Source organism: Acinetobacter sp. SCLZS86 (assembly GCF_021560715.1).
Classification (GTDB): domain Bacteria; phylum Pseudomonadota; class Gammaproteobacteria; order Pseudomonadales; family Moraxellaceae; genus Acinetobacter; species Acinetobacter towneri_A.
Map to the genome: position 1 here is coordinate 1,746,298 of NZ_CP090864.1, position 19,470 is coordinate 1,765,767.

Consider the following 19,470-nt stretch of genomic DNA (forward strand, 5'->3'; position numbering starts at 1 on the left):
AAAATAAATGAGCAGAGAATTACTATTTTATTTTTAGAAGTTGCTTCGTATTTTAATGAGTAGCGCAGCATAGATATGCTTTGATGCCAAGAACAACCTCAAAGCAAATCTAGAACCGTATTTAAAATATGGTCGATAAATTAATAATAAATTTTGGAGCTATGCGCATGCAAAAAGGCAGGAATCAGACCTGTTAAAGCCGCACGAATATCCGCACGTTCATTGATTAATTGATGTGAGCCTTCTTCTAACATAAGTAAGGTTTGCAGGCGGAATTTACGCCGAATAAACTCAATGTTATAGCGCCAATCAACGGTTTGATCTTGCGCTCCTTGTGCCAACCAAACAGGTATACGGCAAGCTGGACGCTCTTCCATTTCCAACATCCATTTAGACATGGCTAAAATCCAATCCATGCCCATCATTCTAGGTTGCAGAGGGTCTTTTAAACGCACAAAGCGTAAAAATTCAGGATTATGATTATTACGTCGGAAATGTCGCGGCACTTCACGCTTAATTCGGCGGATAATGCCCAGACCAACGGGGTTATGCCACCATGCCGATTTTGCAGGACGAATCAAAGGTGATAAGAGCAACACACGCTCTACAAATGGATTCTCACGGCGCTGTGCAAACTCCAACAAATGATGCATCCAAATTGCACCGCCCGTACTTTGTCCAATGCCTAACCATGGCTTTGGCAATTGATGGGCATTTTTTACATATTGATAAACTGCATGTAATACATGTTGATAATGATCAAAATTTTTGATGTTAGCTGGAGAACCATCACTCAAACCATGTCCAGGTAAATCATAAGTCAGAACACTAAAGCCCTGCTCTAATAACTCTTTGACGATAGGTTGATAAATCCCGCTATGTTCCAAATAGCCATGCAGCAAAAATACCGTACCCTGCACTTGATCAAATTTGGTTTTGCTTAAATCGGGTTGAAAAATCTGCACATGCAATTTAAACAACGGCATTTGTACATAGCCTTGCCAATGCGCACAGTCCAACAAATGAAAACCATAAAGCTGTCGATAAGCTTGTAACTCAACACTCGGTTCAAAGGGACGATTCAAATTTAGGGGTTGTAGAATTTGTGGCGTAGTTTCCCGACTCGGCACTGGCAAATCTAATTGCTTCAACACACTTGGGTTTAGAAATGGAATATCTGGCATTATGGCACCTCGCGACATGCGCTAGAACCAATCAAGACATCCCGAATGGTGGCAAGCATTTCATAATTGGCACGGCGGCTGTGATCATAGTTTTGTTCACTTGGACGCCATGCAGTCAGTTGGGTCGGCATTGGTGCTTCGACAGGAATCGTTTCAATTCCATTTAAAGCAAATAAACGGCGAGTGCGTGGCATGTGATAACGATCAGTAATCAAAATCACTGTCGGCGCTCCACCTTTTTTTTGTAATAATAAAGAACTAAAACGTGAATTTTCACAAGTATTCATGCTGCGATCTTCTAATAATTTTGCATCGACATCATATTTTTTTAACCAACGCTGCATATAAGGTGCTTCTACACCACTCAATACAATCGGCAATTGATATTGTTTCACAACAGCCAAAGTCGTTTCTAAACGCAAACGTGTGTAGTCATTGACCACAATATCTTTGCCATTATCATCTAAAGTTAAGCCACCACCTAAAACCACAATCGCATAAGGTTTAGAATTTGCAGGTATTTTGGGAATATTTTGTTGCTGAATTAAGGCAATATCTTTAAAGATTTCTTCATCTACAGGCTCACTTTCGGTTTCGGCAATTTTATGAGTGCTTAAAAATGCCAAGTATTGTTCCATGAGTGCCTGATTTTCATGACTATCTAAATTGAGCAAGGCTTTTACATTTTCGGATGGGTCTTCTACAACCGCTTCAGAAGCTGCATTAGACACCAACAATGGGACTTGCGGCAACTCTTGTTCTGAGGCTATTTTTTTTTGCGTTTGTTCTTCTAAAATAAGCGCTTGTAAGGCTTTATAACGTGCCTGAATTAAAGTTAAATTTTGCGAATTTTTAGATTGGATTTCTTGCTCCATGAGCTTCAGATAAGCTTGTCGGGCAATCCATAAATCTGAACCGGGCTCCAAACTGTCTTGATCACTAAAAGCCGCCATTTGCTGACTTTTTGCTGCCACTTGATTCACTTCTACAGGCACCAAAGTGTTCAGCGTTTTGACCACCAAAGTAGAATAAAAAGGTGAATAAATAAAAATCATGAATGCTGCAAACAATACAAAGAGCACGGCAGCAATTTGTACCAGTCTGAGCATCCAACGATTCTGTTTCATCTTCACTTAACCTACCGGTTGATGTGCACGAATCAAACCTGTTTCATCAAATAACACAGGTTCAGGTTCGAGTGAAATACCAAAACGACTCAAAACATCTTGCTGCACAGCACGATAGGTGTGTTGCACATCTGCCAAAGTGGCATCGGCATAATTGACTAAAACCAACGCTTGTTTATGAAACATACCCACCACACCCAGTTGTTTTCCCTTCCAGCCAGCTTGATCAATCAACCAGCCTGCTGCAATTTTAACTTGCGCATTCGGCTGTGGGTAATGGGGTAAATTTGGAAATTGTGCTGCAATTTGGTCAAATTGCTGAGTCGAAATCACAGGATTTTTAAAGAAACTACCTACATTTGGATATTGTGCAGGATTAGGCAGCTTACTTTGGCGAATTTGAATGACTTGTTGCTGCAGATTTTCAGCAGTTTGCTCATCGCCTACAGCAGCTTTTAAGTCGCCATAATTTAATTTTAACGCCGCCTGTTTTAACAGTTTAAAAGTCACATGGGTAATGATGTAACGGTTGGGATGATCTTTAAAAATACTGTGTCGATAGGCAAACTGACAATCTGCTGCAACAATTGAGCTGAATTGTTGGCATTCACGATCATAAACCTGCACAGATTCAATAAACTCACCGACTTCAACGCCATAAGCACCAATATTTTGCACAGGTGAAGCGCCGACCAAACCTGGAATTAAAGCCAGATTTTGCAGACCATATAACTTTTGTTCCGTACTCCACAACACAAACTCATGCCAGATTTGTCCTGCCCCAACTTTTAGGGTGACACTTGCATCATCTTCAGCGCATTTTTCGATGCCCTGAATATCCATGTGCATGACCAAGGCATGAATATGTTCAGGCAATAACATATTGCTGCCACCTGACAAAATCAGCACATTTAACTGTTCTTTCTGGGCAAATGCCAAAGCATCCTGTACATCTTGAATATTTTCAATTTTCACATAATGCGAGGCTGTAGCATCCAAATTTAAGGTATTGAATGGTTTGAGTTGCATGTTGTAGTGAATGTGCATGACTTAAACCTTCAATTCAAATTGTTGTTGTAAAACTTTCACCCATGCACGACTGCTTGACTCGCATTGATCGAGCACCCGCTCGAAACCATCGGCTTCGCCATAGTAAGGATCGGGTAATTCTTGCTGCGTATAATGCGGATCGTGTTCGCTCATTAAAGCAATTTCAGCGCGCAAACTGCCCAGTTCAGCTTCAGCACGACGCATTAAGTCTTGAATATTGCTTAAGTTTTCAAAATCCATCGCCAAAATCAAATCAAACTCGACAAAGTCTTGTATGCGTAACTGACGCGCACGCAGTCTAGATAAATCATAACCGCGCTTAAGCGCATGTTTTTGACTGCGTAAATCTGGGGCTTTGCCTGGGTGATAATTACTGGTTCCAGCAGAATCTACCCACACATTGAGTTGTTGTTCATCACAAAAATGTTGAAGTACAATTTCTGCCGTTGGAGAGCGGCAAATATTTCCCAAACAAACACATAACACCTTATATGGCGTTTTGGATGACATAAACAACCTCAAAGCTACTTTATTTTTAAGTGTCTTATGTTAAGTTATTTATGATATGAATCCTATATCGTGACCTTACAATAATGTTGATTTAGGTATAAAAAATAGGAATAAAGACAATGCAGCATTTTCAATTTCAAACGGTTGGCAACATTATTTCAGGATTAGGTTCAATTTCTGAACTAAAAACGGTTTTAACCAAAAAAAATTATAAGCGTTTGTTATTGGTCACCGATGCTGGCATTTTACAACATCAATTGCATCAACCTATTTTAGAAATTTTAGAGCAGCTACAACTGGACTATGCCATTTACTCGAATGTGCAAGCCGACCCCGCAGAACGTATTGTGTTAGAAGCGGTTGATTTTGCTAAACAGAAAAATATTGATGTTGTATTAGGTTTTGGTGGCGGTAGTGCAATGGACGTCGCCAAAATTATTGCAGTGCTGAGTCATCCTGAACAAAGTCAAGAATTGTCAGACTTATATGGTGTCGGCAATGCTCAAGCACCACGTTTACCACTCATTTTAGTTCCCACTACAGCAGGCACAGGTTCAGAAGTCACACCAATTTCCATTGTAACTACTGGTGCAACCAGTAAAACAGGCATTGTTTCTCCTATTTTATATGCCGATGTTGCCATTTTAGATGCCAATTTTACCCGTAATCTTCCAGCACAGATCACTGCAGCCACAGGTATAGATGCGATGGTACATGCCATTGAAGCCTATACCTCAAAAATCAAAAAAAATGCGTATTCAGATTTACTGGCAAAACATGCGCTACGTTTACTTGATCAAAACCTAAAATTAGTGCTTGAAGATGGCAGCAATATGCAAGCACGGCAAAACATGCTGTTTGGTTCAATGCTGGCAGGACAAGCCTTTGCCAATGCTCCTGTGGCAGCGGTGCATGCACTTGCCTATCCATTGGGTGGGCATTTCCATATTTCACATGGACATAGCAATGCATTGGTACTGACCGAAGTTTTAAAATTTAATGCACCTGCTGCCAAACAGTATTATGCAGAATTGATGTGTTGCTTAGACCCACGCAGCAAAGGCTGCACAGATGGATTATGTGATTTGTTTATTGATCATTTACAAAATCATTTAGATCAAAGTGGCTTGGTGTTAAAACTTAATGCACTAGGCATAGCAGAAAATATGCTGCCACAACTGGCAGAAGACGCGATGCTACAAAGCCGTTTACTGCAAAATAACCCCAGAGCAATGCAAATGCAGGATGCTTTAAAAATTTACCAAGCCATTTATGCCTAACATTTACGCTTAACGTTCTGTATTTAACTTTCTACATTTATTTGGGATGATTTCCACCCATTAAAGCATGACACCACGTCGATAAAAATATAGGTAAACTTGTGAAACCTGACACCAAAACCCGTGAGCAATACGCTTTTTTCTTTCCCATCCAAACTCGCTGGGCAGACAACGATATGTATGGACATGTCAATAATGTCACTTATTACAGCTATTTTGACAGCGCTGCCAATGCCCTACTGATGCAAAAAGCAGGCTTTGAACCCAAACGATCACCCTGTATTGGTTTAGTGGTCAATTCCACCTGTCATTTTTTGCAGGAATTGTCCTATCCTGAAATGATTGAAGTAGGTGTTGCTATTCAAAAAATTGGAAACTCATCCTTAATTTATGATTTGGCAATTTTTAAAAACAATCAAAATCTTGCCGCTGCACAAGGACAAGTGGTGCATGTATTTGTAGATCGAATTACACGCCAAAACTGCCCGATTCCTGACTCCATCCGCGAAGCATTACAGCCATATAAAAGCACAGATTCAGCTTGCGCTTAGCAAAAAATAAGGCTGGTTTGACCCAGCCTTAAAATTCTGCAAACAAAAGCTAACAACAGGTTATTTCAACTGAATGTTATGTAATTCACCATCAAAATTTTGCAAAATATCTTTCACAATCGGTTCTTGATGCAATAAATTTTCAGCACGTTGGTAAGCGCGTTGTTTGCGCTGTTGCAGCAAAATATATGGCGTCATCTCATCCACATTTTCATATTGCACTTTAAACAGCGTTTTACTCCACTGTTCTTTTAAAGCATTTTCTAAAGCATGTTGCAGTTGAGTCAATAACTGCTGATATTGCTCAGGAATATGAAAAACTGATTCAGCATTAATCTGCCCCGTCATCACACCATGCTGCGCTAATTCTTGCACGGCAGGCGACAACTCGCTGTGTCTAAACCAATATTCCCACTTGTCTAAAGTCCACTCACCTTCTAAAACTTGGGGTTGTAGACGCAGAATATCCTGCGGCATTAATTGATCATCGGCATTGGATGCTACAGTTTGCTGGGGTTGCGCTGTCACACTAGCAACATTCGGTTCGACTTCAGCTGCTGCTAAATCAAATAAAGCGCTTTCTGCATCATTTGCACTTTGTGCAAGTGGTGATGAAGCATCATTCAATTGTAGTGAAGATGAAACAGGCAATGTTTCAGCTGATGCAGCAAGATCGTCTAATGGTGCAACTGCATCAAAACTTTCTAGCAAGAATTCATCATGACTGTGCACATCAGACGCAGTGCTTGCCAATGCAGTATTATCATCTAAACCAAACAATTGCGCTTCTGCATTTGGATCAAACACGATAGATTCAGATTGTGTATCCTCTGCTTGCATTGCAGTTTCTTCATTCACTGCAGGTTCTGACATAGATTCTGGTGAAAGCGCAGCTGTTGAATGAAGCGCTTCCTGAGTCGTTTGTTGCGCTTGAATCGTCTGTTGGTCTTGATGCGTTAAAGCTTCAGGCTCATCTTCATCTAAAAAATCATCTGAAGAAGGTTCTGCAATATTTGTTTGTGCTGTGGTGTGATCTGAATAATCCTCATCTTCACAGTCAAATCCATCAAGATCAGGTGTTGCAACCGCATCTAATTCAGTTACATGCTGTTCCGCTTGTGCTGTATTTTGAGTTGCCACAGCTTGTGGAGTTTGCTCCATTTGGGCAACTGGCTGGGCAGTCGCTGTTTGTGCAGTGTTTTGTGGTGCAGCAACCATCACTTCATTGGCTTGCAAAGGTCGAAATGCAAGTAAACGCAGTACGCACATTTCAAAGCCTTGTTCTTGGGTCACGGCAATTTGTAAATCGGCGCGTCCTTTACAGGCAATTTGATAATAGAACTGTAAATCTTGTGCAGAGATCAGACCCGCAAGCTGTTGAATTTTTTGGTTAATTTCAGCACTGTATTTCAGGTTTAAATCTGGTAGATATTGCATGATTGCCAATTCATGCAGTGTCGAAATCAACTGATCCAACACCAATGAAACATCTAAAGCTTGTTGTCTAAATTGTAATAAGAGCTGACTTACACGCTGCTGTTGGTTTTGATGAATCGCTAAAATCAAATCATAGATAATGGTGCGGTCAATCAAGCCCAGCATGTCTTTCACATCTTGATGATGAATTTCACCCTGACCATAAGCAATGGCTTGGTCTGTCAAAGACATCGCATCACGCAAAGAACCTTGCGCAGATTCAGCAATCTGCCAAATCGCATCTTGCTCTGCAACAATCTGTTCTTTGGCTAAAATATCCGTTAAATGACTGGTAATTTCATCGACCTGCAATGGACGCAAAGTAAATTGCAAACAGCGAGAAATCACAGTAATAGGGAGTTTTTGTGGGTCTGTGGTCGCAAACAGAAACTTCACATGCTCGGGCGGTTCTTCCAATGTTTTCAGCAAAGCATTGAATGAATGCGTAGACAGCATATGCACTTCGTCAATCAGATAAACCTTAAAACGTCCCTGAGTCGGTGCATAAGGTACGTTATCGAGCAACTCACGCGTGTCTTCAACTTTGGTACGTGATGCCGCATCAATTTCGATTAAATCAATAAAACGACCTTCATTGACCGCAGTACAGGTCGGACAGACTTCACATGGGGTAGATGTCACGCCTGTTTCACAGTTCAGGCATTTGGCCAAAATACGCGCAATGGTAGTTTTACCTACACCACGTGTTCCCGTAAAAAGATAAGCATGGTGCAAACGCCCACGTTCCAAAGCACTGGTCAATGCCCGTGATACATGGTTTTGTCCCACCAATTCATTAAAATTACGAGGACGATATTTACGCGCAAGTACCTGATACATGAATGCTCCTTTTTACAGGTCTAAGCATACTGTTTTTTTGGCAAAGAGTGAACGTACAATCACGCCTAAAACCAGCCTTTACGCCCTTGCAATTGCCGATCTGCACAGCGAATGGCTTCCTGACTCAGTCCCCAAAGTCGATAATCACCAATTAAAGAACCTGCAGCAAAATTATGGGTATAGGCAAAACTGAGCTGTCGGTCAGGGTCACACCACGCGCCCGAACCATTAAACCCCATATGCCCAAAACCTTGTGAGCGTTTACCCAAACTTAATACGCGGTGATAGCCTAATCGCCAATGCATTGGAATAGGCATGACCCGATCACGCTTCACATATTGCACTTGGCTTAATTGCTGAAAAACTTCAGGCTGAATCAATTGCCGACCTTGCCATGATCCACCCTGCGCCAACATAGCATAAATACGTGCCAAACTTTGTGCAGTAAATACACCATTAGCCGCAGGAATCACAGCTTGCAAACCAGTATCACTAAAAAAACTAAAATTTTTCATGCCTTTGGGAATCATGCCATCCTGAAAGTCTTGCGGATTTTGCCCACTCCATGCAATGACTTTATCGAATATTGATACAGGACGTTTGCTCGATTTAGCTTGGTTTTGAACTTTAGCTGTCTGTTTATTTGTGGGTGATGAATCTGTTTGCACTGATGTCACAGCAGTTTTAAATGATCGTGCGACACGCGAAAGCTCAGATGCAGGCACACCAAAATAAGCCCCATCCAAAGCCAAAGGTTCAACCAAGTATTGCTGCATCAGTTCAGCCAATGTTCGACCTGTAGCTTTTTCTAAAATCCCACCGACCAGCCAACCAAAAGTTAAAGGTTGATATGCCGCCTCACTTGCCACATCAAAACGAGGCTTGGCTTGAGCCAGCACATTCAGCATGTGCGACCAATCTGCCATTTCAGTCGCATCGGCTATGATATTACGTATGTCATATAAACCACTTTGATGGCTTAGTACATGCCTTATGGTCATCATTGCTTTGCCATTTTGGGCGAATTCAGGCCAGTATATATAAATGGGAGTATCGTAATCGACCAGTCCTTGACTGACCAAAATATGTGCCAGTGTCGCTAATACACCTTTGCCTGTGGAATAACATACCGATAACGTATCGGCTTGCCAGTCTTCATCTGGCGACTTTTTACCTGTGTAAATATCGACGACTTTCTGACCTTGAAAGTACACCGCTAAAGCAGCTCCGCCCTGTTGGCTACGTGCATTTTGCAAACGGCTAAATTGCATCGCTAAATCATGAAACTCAGGTGCAACCCATCCACGATAATTTTCAGTTTCAGCAAAAATATAATCCTTTAAATGTTGCATCGTCCTGTCTATCTCGTTTTTATTATTAATAAAAAGCTAGCGCAAATAAAAAGCCTAAATCCAAAGGATTTAGGCTTTCGATCACTGAATTAAAGCGCGGTGACAACACCTGTCACGTGCGGTTTTTGATTCTTACTGTTACGAATCAAAAAATCGGTATTTTTAGCTTCTGTTGCAGTTAAAAACTCAACTTTTGAAGGCAAATACATTGGTAACTTGAACCAAACATCGGCTTCATAGGCATCTGGCAAAGTTAAGCTTGATAAAGCTTTAGCTTTACTCCACATACCGTGAGCAATGGCTTGTTTAAATCCAAATGCTTTTGCAGTAATCGCGTGGATATGAATTAAGTTAAAATCACCAGAGGTTAAGGCATAACGGCGTCCCGTATTTTCAGAAATATCCCATTCAGCCTGAACAGCAAAATTCGGAGCTTTACTTTCTGCAGATTTTGCAGCTGCTTTAGTGGTGGTTTTTTGACGAGCTAAATACGTAGTTAAACCTTCAATAACCACGTCATTTCCTACTTTGACAGTGGTTATAAAATCAAACTGCACACCTTTGTCATGCGGTTGCAATTCACCAAATTTACATGACAAAGTCAGCTGTTCATTCAATCCAACTTTACGGCTTTGCTTGACTTGATTGCGAATGTGCACTAAACCCAAAATTGCAAAAGGAAAAGCTTCTTGCGTCATCATGTGCATTTGCAGACTTTGCGACAAAACAGCCAAGTAAATTGCTGGAATATAGCCGTTGTTTTTAAAACCTGTTACTGCGTTATAGGCTTTTAAATGCTTTTGATCAACCTTAAATGAATCCACCACATATTCAACTTGCGGCAGCACTTTTTCGCCTTTGGGCTTTTTAAAAATTAAGCCCTGAATCACTTTAGGATAGGCTAAATACGGTTTTGGAAGTTGACTAAAATGGCGAGTATTCATACTGAACCTTTGAGAAGTTTTTCTAATTTCTTTAATGGAGTTCTCTCTCCCTCTGGGAGAGAGCTAGAGAGAAGGGTGAATAATATATCCCCTTATCTCCCTCTCCTAAATCCTCTCCCTAAGGGAGAGGACTTTAATGTGTTAAGCCCCTAACAAACTTTGACCACAGACACGAACTACGTTGCCGTTGATACCTGTCGATGCTGATGAAGCAAAGTAAGCAATGGTTTCCGCAACATCTACAGGTAAACCGCCTTGACTCATAGAGTTCATACGACGACCAGCTTCACGAATAGCAAAAGGAATTGCTGCGGTCATTTGCGTTTCAATAAAGCCAGGTGCAACGGCATTAATCGTGATCCCGTTGTTTAACACAGGGGCGGTAAATTTCACTACGCCAATCACACCTGCTTTGGATGCTGCATAGTTGGTTTGACCTAAGTTGCCTGCAATACCTGAAATAGAAGATACGCAAATAATACGACCATTAGCATTTAAACCATCATTTGCCAATAAGTAATCGTTGACACGCTCAATTGCAGACAAGTTGATGTTAATGACTAAATCCCAAAGCTCTGGTTTCATATTTGCCAAAGTTTTGTCACGTGTAATCCCTGCGTTATGCACAATAATGTCTAAACCGCCTTGTGCAGCGGCAGCTGTTTTAATTTGCTCGCCTGCATCTGCAGCAGTAATGTCAATTGCTAGTGTTGAACCACCAATTTCAGCGGCAACACGGTCTAAATCTGCTTGTTGTTGCGGTACGTCTAGGCAAATAACGTGCGCACCATCACGTGCCAATACATGCGCAATTGCTTCACCAATACCACGGCTTGCACCTGTCACCACTGCAGTTTTACCTGCCAATGGTTTTGCCCAATCCACCTCTACAGTTGCAGCATTCGAGACACGAATCACCTGACCTGACACATAAGCTGAACGAGGTGAAATGGCAAAACGTAACGTAGATTCTAAGTTTGCTGCGGCACCTTGATCGACATAAATTAAGTTAGCCGCAATACCTTTTTTAAACTCTTTACCTACCGATTTAACAAAACCTTCCAAAGCACGTTGTGCAATGGCTTTTTTTACACTGCCTGCAGTTTCTGGTGTAGTGCCAACCACAACCACGCGACCCGAAGCCTGAATTTGGCGTGGGATTGGGTGAAAGAACTCATAAAGCGCTTTTAATTGTTCAGAGTTTTCAATACCTGAAGCATCAAACACCACCACTTTAAATTTAGATTCTTTATCGCCTGGATTGAATGCACCTAAATTTAAGCCCACTTTTGCCGCAGCTTGTTGCAATTCTGCATTGTTACCTGCATAACTGTTGGCATGTACATTGGCCAATACTTGTGCAATTTCAGCAGACAAGTCGCTTGCAGGTGCTGCGCCTAAAAGTACCGCACCTTTTACCACAGGTGTTGCAGACTCAAAACGCTCTAAAAAAGTTGGGGATGGTAAACCCAAATTTTTAATGACAAATTTACCAATAGGAGATTTAGCAAATGTTTGGTATTGATCAGTCATGGTTATTATCTCTCATAAATTCATTTTTTGATGGAATACACGTTATCTTTAAACATCAATATGATGCCAAATGCCCGCATTTCAATAGCGCCACCCGTTTCTGCTAAATCATACTTGAGTTAATAATCAGATGTCTTGACCTGAATGCATTCCGCAATGTCATTGTAGTCAATACAGCTGTCATACTATTGTGCTAATGTACACATCAAGTAGACCTTTAACATGCTTGGAAAAGCCTTATGAGCAAAACAACTCAAGAAAATCCAGCAGTGGAAAATTCTGCAAAGGATTCTGTGTCAAATACATCAACTGGTACTAAACGTACAAGCAAAAGTAGCAACACTGCAACCCGTTCCAACACGAGTACGACAAAAACTACACGTACCCGCACGACTAGCCTTGCTAAAACAACTGCTTCAACGCAAACAAAAGCACCATCTAATACCAATACCTCTGTTCAACAGGATAAAATTATGAGCCAAAACACTGTTCGCCGCGTTGCTATTATCGGTGGTAACCGTATTCCATTCGCACGTTCAAATGGTGCTTACTTTACTGCTTCTAATACAGATATGTTTACAGCAGCATTAAATGGTCTTGTTGAACGATTCAACTTACAAGGTCAGCGTTTGGGTGAAGTTGTTGCAGGTGCAGTGCTCAAACACAGCCGTGACTTTAACATGACTCGTGAGTGCGTACTCAATACTGCCCTTGCTCCTGAAACACCTGCTTACGATATACAACAAGCATGTGGTACTGGCTTGCAGGCTGCTTTTTTAGTTGCGAATAAAATTGCACTGGGTCAAATCGAAGTTGGTGTTGCAGGCGGTGTAGATACAACTTCTGACGCACCAATCGCTTTTGGTGACGGTTTGCGTAAAGCATTGCTCGAATTGAATATTGCAAAGACAGGTAAAGACCGCTTAAAAGCATTAACCAAAATCAATATTAAAGATTTAATGGATGCGCCACGTAACGGTGAACCACGCACAGGTTTATCAATGGGCGACCACCAAGCCATTACTACACTGGAATGGGGCATTTCTCGTGAAGCACAAGACGAACTTGCAGCATCTTCACATCAAAAAATGGCGGCTGCCTATGACGAAGGTTTCTTTGATGATCTCATCACGCCATTCTTAGGTTTAGAGCGTGACAATAACTTACGTGCAGATTCTACTGTAGAAAAACTAGCGAAGTTAAAACCTGCTTTTGGTAAAGGCGACGCGCGCACTATGACGGCGGGTAACTCGACTCCACTAACCGATGGTGCATCTTGCGTATTACTTGCCTCTGAAGAATGGGCAAAAGCCAATGGTCACGAAGTCTTGGCATATTTGACTTTCCAAGAAACTGCAGCAGTTGATTTTGTGGGTAAAAAGGAAGGTTTGTTGATGGCACCTGCATACGCTGTTCCACGTATGCTTGAACGTGCAGGTTTAACATTACAAGACTTCGACTATTACGAAATTCACGAAGCGTTTGCTTCACAAGTCTTGTCGACCTTAAAAGCATGGGAAGATCCTAAGTTCTGTAAAGAGCGTTTAGGTTTAGATGCACCTTTAGGATCGATTGATCGTAGTAAGTTAAACGTTAAAGGTTCATCTTTAGCAGCTGGTCACCCATTTGCAGCAACTGGTGGACGTATTCTTGCCACTGCTGCAAAACTTCTGAATCAAAAAGGTTCAGGTCGCGTATTGGTATCAATCTGTGCGGCAGGCGGTCTAGGCGTAACAGCTATTATTGAAAAATAATTCTACCTAGTTCCAATTTAGATAGAAATAAAAGCCACTTGATTCGCTCAGGTGGCTTTTTTATAGCGCTTAATTTATAGCAGCTCACTTTTAATTAGCCACTAGCGTTTTATCTGACTGAATGTTGCGGAGCATAACCCAATTTCGCTTCAACATGGTCATAACAATATTGAAAAATAAAGGTATAGAGCAAAATACTGAGCGTCATCAGCAAATCAATGAAAATCGCCTGCTTTATAGATTTTTCTAAGGCATACGCCACCATCGGAATAGTGGCGAGCATTAAGCCACCTTCAAAACCAATTGCATGTAAAATACGTATTTTAAAAGTTCTGTGTAATTGGTGCTTTGCTTCAAACTTTTCAAAATAATGATTAAACAACATATTCCATAGCACCGATGTCACTGCCATTGCAATACCTAGACCACCTGTCACTTGCATTGGCATTTCAAACATATAACTTAATACCAAAGCAATAATGACCAATAAAATCACTTCATAACTCAGAGCATGTACCCATCTTCTTTTGGAAATCAACATCTGCTTACTCAAATACTTATTCTTCACCGCTTATTTTATTTTCTTTTAATTGACCAATCGAGTTAGAATCTATCAATAATATTGAAAGATAAAAGCCAACCTCAGCCATGAATATCAATCAAGATCAGCTGATTATTTTTATCACCGTCATGGAGACGGGGTCTTTTTCTGCAGCTGCACGTCAATTGGGTAAAGTGCCTTCGTCAATTAGTATGTCCATCGCCAATTTAGAAATTGATTTAGACCTAAAACTGTTTGAACGAGTTGGACGTGAACCTATGCCTACCCCACAAGCGCAGAGTCTTTACGAAAAAAGCAAACAACTACTCATAGAAATGAAGCAGTGGAAACAGCATGCTTTCGCGCTCAGTTCTGGCCTAGAATCACACTTAAATATAGTGGTGGTATCTGAATTACTACACACTCGCTGGACAGATTATATTGTGTTACTAGAACAGCAATTTCCTGAATTGCAGATCAATATTTTCTCTGCACCACAAGAAGATGCACTGCATTTACTCATGACTCAAGCAGCGGACTTGGCCTTTATGTTTGAACGCGAACAATTACAAAGCAGTGAACAATTTGTGGAATTAAAACGTGAAATTTTAGTGCCTGTCGCTGCCCGACATTCACCGCTGGCTGAATCTGATCAAGTCAGTTTTGAACAGATTTTACAAAATCGGCAAATTGTAGTGGCGAGCCGTGATCGGCAGATTAAACCCGAGTTGTTATTTTCTAAGCACTATTGGCCTACCGATAATCATCATTCTGCCTGCAGTATGATTAAGCAGGGTTTAGGCTGGGGTGTCTTGCCCTTGGAGATGCTGAATGAACACCCTGAACTACAACACGAATTAAAAATTTTACAGTTGCTAGATTTCACCCCAAAATTTGAATATTTTGTCGATTTGGTCTGGAGCCGAGAACATCAATTGGGCGCTGCTGCTCATTTTTTGATTAATTACGTCCGAAATCTGAGAAAAACTGGTAAATAATCCACAAACCCGCATGCTTGGTACTTGGGTTAAAAGCTGTTTGTGATATAACTGAATGTATAAGCAATAACCTAAGAACTAGATCTCGAATGACACAGACAGCCTTAAATCAATTAAAAAACTTAACCACCATTGTTGCAGATAGTAGTGACTTGGCTGCGATTGAAAAGTTTCGTCCTTTGGATGCGACCACCAACCCATCACTCATTACAGCGGCTGCAAATCAACCTGAAAATAAAGCGTTGATTGAAGCTGCATTTGAGCAAGCTAAAGCTGAAGGTTATACAAATGATCTATTGGTTGAGCGCAGCATTGATATTTTAACGGTCAAATTTGGTGTAGAAATTCTAAAGCTCATCAAAGGACGCGTTTCAACTGAAGTAGATGCTTCTTTGTCATATGACACTGAGGCAACCATTGCCAAAGCTAAAGAGCTTTTAGCACTGTACCAGGCTTATGGTGTTCATTCAGACCGCATTTTGATCAAGATTGCTTCGACATGGGAAGGCATTCAAGCGGCTAAAGTGTTGGAAGCTGAAGGTATTCACACCAATTTAACCTTGTTGTTTGGTTTGCATCAAGCACATGCCTGTGCAGATGCCAAAGTGACGTTAATTTCACCATTTGTGGGTCGTATTTTAGATTGGTATAAAAAAGCTGAAAATGTCATGTACTACCCTATTGAGAAAGATCCGGGTGTACTTTCAGTGAAGAAGATTTATAAATTCTATAAACAGCACCAAGTACAAACTGAAATTATGGGCGCGAGTTTCCGCAGTATTGATCAAGTTTTGGCTTTAGCTGGTTGTGATTTGCTGACCGTTGCACCAAATTTATTGGCAGAACTCGAAACTGATGAGCGAGAAGTCGCTGCAGCGTTATCGACCAATGGCATTCAAGTTCAAGCTGAACCACTGGCAGCAATTGAAAAGGAACAATTCAAAGCGCAACTTGAGGCAGATTTGATGGCGTTCCAATTGTTACAAGGCGGCATTGATGGCTTTATTAAAGCGCGTGAGCAACTTGCCACCCTATTACGCCAGTCTTTCGGTTTAGATGTAGACATTAAAGCTTAATCTTTAACCTATCTCAGTAAAATTGCAAAATTTTTACTAAGCCACAAAACCGATGTTGTTATACTGCAACATCGGTTTTTATTTAGGTGAGTTTGCGTGTTTGGTATTAGTGACCTCAGCACTTTTATAATTGGCACAACCTTAATTGTGCTCTTGCCTGGCCCAAACTCACTCTATGTCATGTCAGTGGCTTCACGCTTTGGGATACGCACAGGCTATGCAGCTGCTTTCGGTGTATTTACGGGTGATCTGATTTTAATTGTGTGCACCATTTTAGGGGCAGCCTCATTGTTGCATGCTTTTCCATGGCTATTCACCTTATTAAAAGTTGTTGGTGCGCTCTACTTAGGCTATTTAGGCATCAAACTACTGATTGCAGCCTATAAAACATGGTTTCCACAAACCAGAACTTCGCACGCCAATCTTTCTACAACAGCAACGAGCAATACAACTGAACGGGTTCATCCCTACCGAACTGCTTTAATGATTAGCGTTATTAACCCAAAAGCAATTTTGTTTTATTTGTCTTTTTTTGTGCAATTCGTCAATCCTGATTACACCTACCCGATGCTGAGCTTTGCTGTTTTAGCCATCGTCCTACAAATCATTAGCATGGGTTATTTATCTATCTTGATTTTTTCAGGAGTCAAATTAGCCAGTTATTTCAATCAACGCTATAAAATTGCAGCCATTTGCGTTGCAAGCATTGGTATTTTGTTCTGCGGTTTTGGCTTTAGACTGGCAAGCTCAACGCTATAAAAAAAGTATAAAAAACACTTTTGACTATTTGTTCAAATGTGTATGATCTGTTCATAAATTATAGAAAATATGTCTAAGAAAGCATGCAAAAACTTTTAAATGACTTCTCTGTGCCTGCAGTATTTGCAGGTTTTATTACCTTCTTGGTCGGTATTAGTGTTTCCGCGGTTTTAGTCATTCAGGCAGCACAAATTTTAGGCGCAAGTGCTGAGCAAATCAGCTCTTGGTTTTGGGCGTTGGGTTTAGGTATTGGTCTAAGCGGGCTGATTTTATCTTGGAAATTTAAATATCCTGTGGCGACCTCATGGTCTACCGCAGGCTTGGCACTGATTATCGCCACGGGCAGCGGTTATAGCTTACACGAAGCAATTGGCGCATTTTTGTTTTGTGGCGTACTCACAGCAGTGCTTGGCTTTTTGGGTATTTTTGAAAAGGTACTGACTTATATTCCACAAAGCTTAACCAGCGCCATGTTGGCAGGTGTGCTGCTTAAATTTGGGATTGCCCTATTTACCAGTCTGCAAGAAGCATGGGCATTTATTTTGTCTTTATTGGCAGCCTATGTATTGGCAAAACGATTTAGCCCGCGTTATAGCATTGTTTTAACTGTATTGATTGGGGTCGCACTATGCCCAATCTTCTTGCAATTTCAAATGCCGAGTGTGCAATGGAGTATTGCACAACCAGTTTGGATGCAACCTGAATTAAGTTGGTCTGCTATTTTAGGTTTAGCCCTGCCTTTGTTTGTCATTAATATGGCATCGCAATATTTACCCGGTCTTGCCATGATCAAAAGCTATGGTTTTAACCCAAATGTACGTCACTTAATTGGTTGGACAGGCACAGCACAAGCGATTTTCGCGCCATTTGGATGTTTTAGTGTCAATATCGCATCCATCAGTGCTGCGATTAGCTTAGATGATCAATCGCATCCCGATGCCAGTAAGCGCTATATTGCGGGAATTAGCTGCGGTTTGTTTTATATCTTGATGGGGATCTTTGCTGCAACGCTCACCAGTTTGTTGATGTCATTCCCAGCTGTTTTTATTACTGCTTTGGCAGGAATTGCACTGCTTGGCACTATTGGACACAACATCGCCCTCGCCTTTCAGCACGTTGCAGAGCGTGAAGCCGCTTTATTGACCTTTTTATTTAGTGCTTCTGGGGTGCAGTTTTTTGGTATTGGTTCAGCATTTTGGGGGCTGATTTTTGGTTGTGTGGTTTTGGCAGTTTTAAAGTTTAAACAAAGCAAAAGCTAAATAACTTAAGCAGTTAAAAAACACTTTTTCTGAAGCATCGTATTGATTTATTGTATGCGCGATACATTAGGGTCTGCTGTGCTTCGGATAAATTCCACCGTTTTCGCAAAGGTTTGCTGACTTTCTTTTTGGTGCATAAAAAATTGATATTCGTGAATTAACCATGCTTTTGTATCTGGATAAAATGCTGTCGTCACAGGAATCTGCTGTTGCTGTAAAGCATGCAGCATCGGCATAGATTGAGTTTCTGTTAAAAAGTCTTTGTTACCACCACTGATAAATACCGCAGGATAGTTTGCCGTTAAATGTTGAATAGGCGAAATATTCTTCAGAAATTCACTGTCCTGTTTACGTTCGCCCGTATAAGCTTGCACCAAATTATATACACCCCACTCCACAATATTCATTTCATCTGGCGCAGTTTCAACAAACGCTTTTAGATCATAAATCCCGCAGTGCAAAATCAGCCCTTTAAGTTGTTTGTGCTGAATAGTCGGCTGTAAATTAGACTGCTGTGCAAATGCAGGATTACTCAATAATGCGGCATAATGGCTAGCTAAATTCGCCCCTGCAGAATCGCCTGCTAAATATAATTGTTGTGGATTAAGCTGATATTTTTCTGCATGTTGCGTGATATAATTTAAAGCCTGATCAATTTGTTGCAACTGAGTAGGATAAGTTGCATGCGGGGCAAATTGATATTGTACGGCAATTACATTAAAGCCCTGCGCGGCTAATAATTTAAAATAGCCACGTGCGTGGGCTTTTGAACCTGCAATCCAGCCACCACCATGAATCCAGACAATTGTCGGGCGTGCAGCTAAATCTTGCAATTGACTGTCTTGATACAAGTCAAAACTCAAATTGGGCTGCGTGGCATACACAATATCATGTTGCACTTGTATGTTTTTGGGTGCATAGCGATCCATGATTTTTTGCTGCAAGCCTGTGGTGAGATTAAATGCACCAGCAATGATTCGACTGTTCTGCTGCGTGGTTTGACAAGCACTTAACAATATAAAACACAGCAACATCCAAAATAATTTCAAACCACAATTCCCTCAAGATTCATAGGCACAATTCAAACCCAAGTTATTCAAAACATTTGGGGCTGTTTATTTTGCAAATTTAGCAGCTTATTTTATCGTATAGCCTTGCCGTTGAGTTGAGCAATTTCATCATCTTCAGCTTATCTTTTCTTTCAGCAAATTTGGCGGGTAATTAAATGAATTATCA

At 41.0% G+C, this 19,470-nt stretch carries 17 protein-coding genes; 7 read left to right on the forward strand and 10 right to left on the reverse strand.

The genetic code is table 11. From position 1 onward, the window contains the following. Positions 1–140 precede the first annotated feature (140 nt). Genes LZP46_RS08450 through LZP46_RS08465 form a run of 4 tightly spaced genes read right to left on the reverse strand, consistent with a single transcriptional unit; the run spans position 141 to position 3,871 of the window. On the reverse strand, positions 141–1,184 hold the full coding sequence (locus LZP46_RS08450; RefSeq protein WP_236093558.1) for an alpha/beta hydrolase: 1,044 nt from the start codon (positions 1,182–1,184) through the stop codon (positions 141–143). Beyond that, positions 1,184–2,311 (reverse strand): YdcF family protein, encoded by a 1,128-nt coding sequence (locus tag LZP46_RS08455; RefSeq protein ID WP_236093559.1) that lies wholly within the window; start codon positions 2,309–2,311, stop codon positions 1,184–1,186. Before LZP46_RS08455 ends, LZP46_RS08450 begins: the two co-directional genes overlap by 1 nt. A gap of 6 nt (positions 2,312–2,317) precedes the next feature. After that, the gene (gene murB / locus LZP46_RS08460; RefSeq protein WP_236093560.1) at positions 2,318–3,358 is read right to left on the reverse strand and encodes a UDP-N-acetylmuramate dehydrogenase; all 1,041 of its coding nucleotides are present in this window, start codon (positions 3,356–3,358) and stop codon (positions 2,318–2,320) included. Positions 3,359–3,361: 3 nt separating this feature from the next. Next, positions 3,362–3,871 carry a low molecular weight protein-tyrosine-phosphatase gene (locus LZP46_RS08465; protein WP_236093561.1) on the reverse strand — a complete coding sequence of 170 codons (510 nt, stop codon included), beginning with the start codon at positions 3,869–3,871 and terminating at the stop codon, positions 3,362–3,364. Between the two features lie 119 nt (positions 3,872–3,990). Here LZP46_RS08465 and LZP46_RS08470 point away from each other — a divergent pair, with 119 nt between their 5' ends. Then, the gene (locus LZP46_RS08470) at positions 3,991–5,151 is read left to right on the forward strand and encodes an iron-containing alcohol dehydrogenase (RefSeq protein ID WP_236093562.1); all 1,161 of its coding nucleotides are present in this window, start codon (positions 3,991–3,993) and stop codon (positions 5,149–5,151) included. 101 nt (positions 5,152–5,252) lie between these two features. Continuing rightward, a complete protein-coding gene (locus LZP46_RS08475) occupies positions 5,253–5,702 on the forward strand; it encodes an acyl-CoA thioesterase (RefSeq protein ID WP_004973275.1) in 450 nt (149 codons plus the stop codon). A gap of 60 nt (positions 5,703–5,762) precedes the next feature. Here LZP46_RS08475 and dnaX read toward each other — a convergent pair whose 3' ends face one another. The 4 genes from dnaX to LZP46_RS08495 all read right to left on the reverse strand — a co-directional run bounded on the left by dnaX (position 5,763) and on the right by LZP46_RS08495 (position 11,847). Further along, complete coding sequence (dnaX, locus tag LZP46_RS08480; RefSeq protein ID WP_236093563.1) at positions 5,763–8,018, reverse strand: DNA polymerase III subunit gamma/tau; 2,256 nt, start codon at positions 8,016–8,018, stop codon at positions 5,763–5,765. Positions 8,019–8,083: 65 nt separating this feature from the next. Then, positions 8,084–9,370 carry a serine hydrolase domain-containing protein gene (locus tag LZP46_RS08485; RefSeq protein ID WP_236093564.1) on the reverse strand — a complete coding sequence of 429 codons (1,287 nt, stop codon included), beginning with the start codon at positions 9,368–9,370 and terminating at the stop codon, positions 8,084–8,086. Between the two features lie 89 nt (positions 9,371–9,459). Next, positions 9,460–10,314, reverse strand: coding sequence for a MaoC family dehydratase (locus LZP46_RS08490; protein WP_236093565.1), 855 nt, complete (start codon positions 10,312–10,314; stop codon positions 9,460–9,462). Positions 10,315–10,455: 141 nt separating this feature from the next. After that, positions 10,456–11,847 carry a 3-oxoacyl-ACP reductase gene (locus LZP46_RS08495; RefSeq protein WP_236093566.1) on the reverse strand — a complete coding sequence of 464 codons (1,392 nt, stop codon included), beginning with the start codon at positions 11,845–11,847 and terminating at the stop codon, positions 10,456–10,458. 239 nt (positions 11,848–12,086) lie between these two features. On the opposite strand from LZP46_RS08495, the gene LZP46_RS08500 reads away from it, so the two are divergent. After that, positions 12,087–13,601: an acetyl-CoA C-acetyltransferase gene (locus tag LZP46_RS08500; protein WP_236093567.1), complete on the forward strand. Its 1,515-nt coding sequence runs from the start codon at positions 12,087–12,089 to the stop codon at positions 13,599–13,601. Positions 13,602–13,710: 109 nt separating this feature from the next. On the opposite strand, the gene aceI is transcribed toward LZP46_RS08500, so the two are convergent. Beyond that, positions 13,711–14,142: a chlorhexidine efflux PACE transporter AceI gene (gene aceI, locus LZP46_RS08505; protein WP_236093568.1), complete on the reverse strand. Its 432-nt coding sequence runs from the start codon at positions 14,140–14,142 to the stop codon at positions 13,711–13,713. Positions 14,143–14,249: 107 nt separating this feature from the next. Between aceI and LZP46_RS08510 the strand changes: the two genes are divergently transcribed. The 4 genes from LZP46_RS08510 (at position 14,250) to LZP46_RS08525 (ending at position 18,234) form a co-directional block, all read left to right on the forward strand. Beyond that, positions 14,250–15,140: a LysR family transcriptional regulator gene (locus tag LZP46_RS08510; protein ID WP_236093569.1), complete on the forward strand. Its 891-nt coding sequence runs from the start codon at positions 14,250–14,252 to the stop codon at positions 15,138–15,140. An 89-nt stretch (positions 15,141–15,229) separates the two neighbouring features. Next, positions 15,230–16,216 carry a transaldolase gene (gene tal, locus LZP46_RS08515; RefSeq protein WP_236093570.1) on the forward strand — a complete coding sequence of 329 codons (987 nt, stop codon included), beginning with the start codon at positions 15,230–15,232 and terminating at the stop codon, positions 16,214–16,216. Positions 16,217–16,312: 96 nt separating this feature from the next. Continuing rightward, the gene (leuE, locus tag LZP46_RS08520) at positions 16,313–16,975 is read left to right on the forward strand and encodes a leucine efflux protein LeuE (protein WP_004973255.1); all 663 of its coding nucleotides are present in this window, start codon (positions 16,313–16,315) and stop codon (positions 16,973–16,975) included. Positions 16,976–17,058: 83 nt separating this feature from the next. Next, positions 17,059–18,234, forward strand: coding sequence for a benzoate/H(+) symporter BenE family transporter (locus tag LZP46_RS08525; protein WP_178318669.1), 1,176 nt, complete (start codon positions 17,059–17,061; stop codon positions 18,232–18,234). Between the two features lie 47 nt (positions 18,235–18,281). On the opposite strand, the gene LZP46_RS08530 is transcribed toward LZP46_RS08525, so the two are convergent. Continuing rightward, positions 18,282–19,268 (reverse strand): alpha/beta hydrolase, encoded by a 987-nt coding sequence (locus LZP46_RS08530; RefSeq protein WP_236095194.1) that lies wholly within the window; start codon positions 19,266–19,268, stop codon positions 18,282–18,284. Positions 19,269–19,470: the final 202 nt, after the last annotated feature.

What these genes read in the sequence shown, in the direction of transcription:
- murB (WP_236093560.1), bottom strand. Translation starts at nt 3,358, where the DNA reads ATGCACATTCACTACAACATGCAACTCAAACCATTCAATACCTTAAAT.
- LZP46_RS08465 (WP_236093561.1), bottom strand. Translation starts at nt 3,871, where the DNA reads ATGTCATCCAAAACGCCATATAAGGTGTTATGTGTTTGTTTGGGAAAT.
- LZP46_RS08510 (WP_236093569.1), top strand. Translation starts at nt 14,250, where the DNA reads ATGAATATCAATCAAGATCAGCTGATTATTTTTATCACCGTCATGGAG.
- LZP46_RS08490 (WP_236093565.1), bottom strand. Translation starts at nt 10,314, where the DNA reads ATGAATACTCGCCATTTTAGTCAACTTCCAAAACCGTATTTAGCCTAT.
- LZP46_RS08500 (WP_236093567.1), top strand. Translation starts at nt 12,087, where the DNA reads ATGAGCAAAACAACTCAAGAAAATCCAGCAGTGGAAAATTCTGCAAAG.
- LZP46_RS08455 (WP_236093559.1), bottom strand. Translation starts at nt 2,311, where the DNA reads ATGAAACAGAATCGTTGGATGCTCAGACTGGTACAAATTGCTGCCGTG.
- LZP46_RS08530 (WP_236095194.1), bottom strand. Translation starts at nt 19,268, where the DNA reads ATGTTGCTGTGTTTTATATTGTTAAGTGCTTGTCAAACCACGCAGCAG.
- LZP46_RS08495 (WP_236093566.1), bottom strand. Translation starts at nt 11,847, where the DNA reads ATGACTGATCAATACCAAACATTTGCTAAATCTCCTATTGGTAAATTT.
- LZP46_RS08525 (WP_178318669.1), top strand. Translation starts at nt 17,059, where the DNA reads ATGCAAAAACTTTTAAATGACTTCTCTGTGCCTGCAGTATTTGCAGGT.
- dnaX (WP_236093563.1), bottom strand. Translation starts at nt 8,018, where the DNA reads ATGTATCAGGTACTTGCGCGTAAATATCGTCCTCGTAATTTTAATGAA.
- LZP46_RS08450 (WP_236093558.1), bottom strand. Translation starts at nt 1,184, where the DNA reads ATGCCAGATATTCCATTTCTAAACCCAAGTGTGTTGAAGCAATTAGAT.
- LZP46_RS08485 (WP_236093564.1), bottom strand. Translation starts at nt 9,370, where the DNA reads ATGCAACATTTAAAGGATTATATTTTTGCTGAAACTGAAAATTATCGT.
- aceI (WP_236093568.1), bottom strand. Translation starts at nt 14,142, where the DNA reads ATGTTGATTTCCAAAAGAAGATGGGTACATGCTCTGAGTTATGAAGTG.
- LZP46_RS08470 (WP_236093562.1), top strand. Translation starts at nt 3,991, where the DNA reads ATGCAGCATTTTCAATTTCAAACGGTTGGCAACATTATTTCAGGATTA.
- tal (WP_236093570.1), top strand. Translation starts at nt 15,230, where the DNA reads ATGACACAGACAGCCTTAAATCAATTAAAAAACTTAACCACCATTGTT.